Here is a 4,846-nt window from a genome sequence, read left to right on the forward strand (position 1 = left end):
AATGGGGTAGAAATATGGGAAAAATAATTATAAATAAATTAAAATATATAGGAGATAATTATATATATGAATCACCTCTTTTATCTGAAGGAATAAATATAATATTAGGAGATAATGGAACGGGAAAGTCAACGTTTACATATTTAGTTTTTTTTGCTTTAGGAAATAATTTACCATATTTTAAAAAGGAATCCTTAACACCATTAAAAGAAATTGTAAATGATACAAATGGTAGAGTAAAACTAAATTTGACTATTAATAATAAAAAATTTATCATAATTAGAGAGATTTATAAAAATGAAATATATGTAATAGATGGTAATGGTGAAAATATATTATATCCTATTTTTAGAAGTGGTACGTTATATGAGAATACAAAAAAAACATTTTCAGATTGGATTTTGAAAGAGTTACAAATAGATACTATTGAAATTTCTCAATTTAATGACTCGCATAAAATTAATTTTGATGATTTAATGAGATTAGTATATTACGATCAAATTACGGAGCCTAATAAAATATATCAAGAAGCGTTTATGACAAATACAAATTTTTATAATAATAGTTCTGTTATGAAAAGAAGTATTTTTGAGACATTACTAGGAACATATAATAAAGAATATTATGATATATATATAAAAATAAAAAATTTGACCAAAGAAAAGCAAGAAAAAATAATAAAGCAAAATAATATAGAATATTTAATTAAAAGTTTAAATATTTTTAAGATAAAAAATATAACAGAAAGTATTTTAAAGCAAAATTTGTTGTCAAATGATGACAGAATTAGAACTATAAAATCAGATGTAGAGAAGCTATTAAAAGAAATTAATAAAGGAACGGTTATTTTATCAGAAGTAAAAAAAATGGAAAATAAACTTACTGAAATTTTAGAATTAAAAAAGAATATAAAATCAGACATGGACGAACTCTATATAGATATCAATAGAGGGATATATTTAATAGAAGAATATAAAAAAGATATAGATGATTTAAATAAAATAATTTTAACAAGTGAGAATTTTAATTTTTATAATTTAAACTCTTGTCCATTTTGTAATGAAAGTATACATATAGAAAAAGGGAAATGTATATGCGGATCAGAACATGGTTTAAATTATGAAAAATTTATTTTTTCTAAAAATGAATATTCAAATATGGTAAAATCTAAAATGAAATCTGTGAATTTAATGGAAGAAACAGTACTAAGTTGTCAAGATGAATTAAAAGAAAAGGAAATAAAATTAGGAAAATTAGATGAAGATTACTTATCAGTATCAAATTCTTTAAAAAATATCTTAGATAGCTCTAGTCAAAGTAATAATTCGAATACAATTGAACAATTAAACAAAGAACAAATAGATTATATGAACAAAAATGAAAATATAAGATTAATACTAGATAATTTGAGTAAAAAAATAAATTTAGAAAAGGATATAAAAAAATTAACAAAAGATTTAGATATGGAAAAGATTTTATTAGAAAAAAAAGAGAAGGAAAAAGAGGAAGAGTTAGAAGAAAACTTAAAAATATTTGAAGAAGAGTTTACTAAGTTAATGAAAAAATTATATCCAGAAGTAAATAAAATAAGGTTAGATAAGAGTTATATGCCTATTATAAATGAGGGCTATTATTCAGAAGCTAGTTCGGCAGTCCCTAAAAAGTTTTTTTATTTTTTATCTTTATTAAAAACACATTTAAAAACAGATAATTCTTATCCAGGATTTTTATTAATAGATTCAATTTCTGATAAAGGGATAGGAATTGATAAATTAAAAAATATGTTAAAAATATTAGTTGAAGAATTTGAAAAAGAAAAGAATTATCAAATAATTATAACCAGTGGATATGATGAATTTCCAAAAGAATTAGGTAGATTTGTAAAAGAGCAATTAAATAAGGAAAATAATAGACTATTAAAAAACAACCATAAGTAATTGGTTGTTTTTTTATTAAATATTTATATGTAAATAATTTAAAAAAGTTAAAAAAAACTTTACATAACATTATACATTTTGTATAATAAATTTGAGGTGATTTTGTTGGATCTAAAAAGTTTGTTATATAAAAAAGGAATTAAACAAATAAATTTAGCAAAAAAGTTAGGAATATCAAGACAAGGTTTAAGATATAAATTAATAGCTTGGGACAAAAAAAGAAAAGGATTTTCAATAGATGAACTTAATATAATTGCAGAGTTAATAGATGAAACATTAAATTTTTTTAAATAAATATTATACAAAAAGTATAAAGAAATGTAATAATAAATCTCTATTTGAAGTTCACAATATGGTTTTGAGAGAAACGAAAGAATGATATAAAACTAAAAATATTAGAATATATAAAGAGGCTAAATTAAAGCCTCTTTATAATTAAATTATTTAGTATGCATTCCCGGACAACAATAAGCACAACCATCAGCATTTGAATAACCAGCTTTTTTAGCTGCTGCAATAGCTTGATATGGATAGTCAAATACTCCCAAGCAAGAGAAGTTAACAGTAGGTTTCCAAGAACAGTTTTCTTTATGGACCTCATGAGTAACAGTGTTAATGTAAAATATCATAATATTCACCCCCTATTAAGTATTTCCTTGGCCAAGGTAGTACGAGTATACCTCATGATAGGGGGGAAATCAACAAAGATAAAAAAGTAACTAACCTATGAAAATAGGCACTTGCTTAAAGCTCATAATGTGGGCTTTGGGGAGGTGAAAGAATTGAAGACACAAGTATTAGTAAATGAATTATTAAAACTAAGTAAATCAGAATGGGATAAATTGAAAACAAATATAGACTATCTTTATAGTATCCAAATTAAAAAAAATGAAAAAGAGTTATTTTTAGATGAGGATACTATAAAGAGTAGTTTAAGTAAATGTCCTTATCCGATTATTCACCAACAATCTGAATAAAAATAGGGTTTATTCGATAACTTTGTCCTTTGTAGTAAATATGAATAAAATCAGATTCATAATAAGTATGTTCAGAATCTTTTTTATTTGGAGCCCAAATTTCAGCTCCTTCTTCATACCACATAACAGGAGAAGAACGATGAATTCCCATTACACAATTAGGATCATCGTTAAGACAAACCCAATTACCAATTAAACAAGCCCAAACTTCTTTCATATAATACCTCCATAAATGTATTTTGTTTTGTCGTGATTTCATTATAACTTTTTGGAGGCTTATATACAAGCCTACTTAGTGTAGGCATTTAATTGATACTCTTAACCCATAGCCAAGAACCTAAGGGTTGAGGGTAGCAATTAAATATAAAAATAGGAATGGAAGGTTCTTGGCAGTCCTTTCATCAGGAGGTAACAAAATGAGAGCAATAAAAAAAGAAGATTTAGAAAATATAAATTTTTATCAGACACCTAAGTGGTTATTTAATTTATTACTTGAGGGGAAAATTACTCCAGGAGCATACTGTCTTTATATGCTTATGTATGATAGAACAAGATTATCTTCAAAGAACAATTGGATAGATGAAGAAGGAGAAGTTTTTATTATATACTCTTGGGATTCGATGAGAGAAGATAGAAAAGTAAAATCAAATAATCAGATAAAAAGAGATCTTGATAAGTTATATGAATTAGGATTATTACAAGTTAAACGTAAATACAGAGATTCTAATCTTTATTATCTAAATATCTACTCTGAAAAAGAAGAAAGTGAGATTACACAAATTGTAGAATCTAACTTAGAAGAAAAAATAGAATTACACAATTTGTGTGAGTCAGATTCTACAAAGTGTGTTAGTGAGATTACACAATTTGTAGAGGCTAATAATAATAACTTTATTAATAATAATTTAATAATAACTACTACTTACCAAGATAATATAAATTATAAAGACCAAGATACTAACCAACCTGAAAAATCTAGTAGTAGTTCTTTTGAAAAAAATATAAAAGAGATTAAAAAATATTTGCTTGAGAACGTAAAAGATATACCAACTTGTAAAAATATCATGTTCTTAGTTGAAAATATGGGACTATCTTTTGAAAGAATCAAAGAGGTTGTTAATTATGCAACTAAATCTCAAAAAGGAATTGGCTTTATTTACAAGGCTTTAGAAGAGAATTGGACATTGAAAGATATAACATACTCAACTGAAAAGAATATCAGCACTACACCTACAGCAAGAGGACATAAGTTTAATTCTGAAGCTATAGACAGCACAATAGAAGCTAAGGAAGCTAAAGAGGAATACACAGCTAAGATTGATAGATTGCAAGGAATATATCAAGTTTTAAGTGATACAGAGAAGAAAAAAATTGATGATGAAGCATATCAATTAGCTATAGAACAATATGGACCAACTGTTGCTAAGATTATGGCTAGAACTAAAACTAAGTTTGAAATTTTAGAAAAGTATTATCTATTGGAAAAAGGAGCTTAGTTATGGAGAAAACTAGAAGAGCAAGAAAAAGTGGAGTTACTTATAAAAAATCTCAAAGTAAAATAAAGCAGAGAGTTAAGAAATTGGAAACTTTAGTCTATATTAATTTTAATTTATCTAATAAAGAACTTGCTGAAAAGATAGGGATTTCAGAAAAAGAGTTTTATCGAGGTAAATATAATCTTGTAGCAAATGATTTAAAAATCAAATATAAACAACAAAGTTTGTTCTAACTGACTTTTTTAATAAAAATGTCAGTAGATAAATTAGGGAAACAAAAAAGCTCCTTAGTCCCCGACCTTCTAAGAAGCTTTTTCCCCACTAAATCCCAGACATATGAAAAAGTAAGATAATATTTAATTACTACATAAAATTAGAAAAATCAAATTTATTTAGGAGAGATAACATGAAAGAAACAGATATTCAAGCAGCAATA

7 protein-coding genes are annotated in these 4,846 nt (G+C 25.0%); 5 read left to right on the forward strand and 2 right to left on the reverse strand.

Annotated features, from left to right (window positions below; all coding sequences use genetic code 11):
* A partial coding sequence (locus ACRCYC_RS08230; protein WP_438533429.1) for a hypothetical protein occupies window positions 1–1,937 on the forward strand: 1,937 nt, incomplete at its 5' end.
* A 105-nt stretch (window positions 1,938–2,042) separates the two neighbouring features.
* Window positions 2,043–2,231 (forward strand): hypothetical protein, encoded by a 189-nt coding sequence (locus ACRCYC_RS08235; protein ID WP_438533430.1) that lies wholly within the window; start codon window positions 2,043–2,045, stop codon window positions 2,229–2,231.
* A gap of 146 nt (window positions 2,232–2,377) precedes the next feature.
* Here ACRCYC_RS08235 and ACRCYC_RS08240 read toward each other — a convergent pair whose 3' ends face one another.
* Window positions 2,378–2,566 (reverse strand): hypothetical protein, encoded by a 189-nt coding sequence (locus ACRCYC_RS08240; protein WP_438533431.1) that lies wholly within the window; start codon window positions 2,564–2,566, stop codon window positions 2,378–2,380.
* Between the two features lie 153 nt (window positions 2,567–2,719).
* On the opposite strand from ACRCYC_RS08240, the gene ACRCYC_RS08245 reads away from it, so the two are divergent.
* Complete coding sequence (locus ACRCYC_RS08245) at window positions 2,720–2,914, forward strand: hypothetical protein (protein ID WP_438533432.1); 195 nt, start codon at window positions 2,720–2,722, stop codon at window positions 2,912–2,914.
* On the opposite strand, the gene ACRCYC_RS08250 is transcribed toward ACRCYC_RS08245, so the two are convergent.
* Window positions 2,892–3,131 (reverse strand): hypothetical protein, encoded by a 240-nt coding sequence (locus ACRCYC_RS08250; protein WP_438533433.1) that lies wholly within the window; start codon window positions 3,129–3,131, stop codon window positions 2,892–2,894. The genes ACRCYC_RS08245 and ACRCYC_RS08250 overlap by 23 nt on opposite strands.
* 199 nt (window positions 3,132–3,330) lie before the next feature.
* Between ACRCYC_RS08250 and ACRCYC_RS08255 the strand changes: the two genes are divergently transcribed.
* Window positions 3,331–4,410: a replication initiator protein A gene (locus tag ACRCYC_RS08255; RefSeq protein ID WP_438533434.1), complete on the forward strand. Its 1,080-nt coding sequence runs from the start codon at window positions 3,331–3,333 to the stop codon at window positions 4,408–4,410.
* A 2-nt stretch (window positions 4,411–4,412) separates the two neighbouring features.
* On the forward strand, window positions 4,413–4,643 hold the full coding sequence (locus ACRCYC_RS08260; protein ID WP_438533435.1) for a hypothetical protein: 231 nt from the start codon (window positions 4,413–4,415) through the stop codon (window positions 4,641–4,643).
* Window positions 4,644–4,846 lie beyond the last annotated feature (203 nt).

This window comes from Paraclostridium sp. (assembly GCF_051657365.1).
GTDB lineage: Bacteria > Bacillota > Clostridia > Peptostreptococcales > Peptostreptococcaceae > Paraclostridium.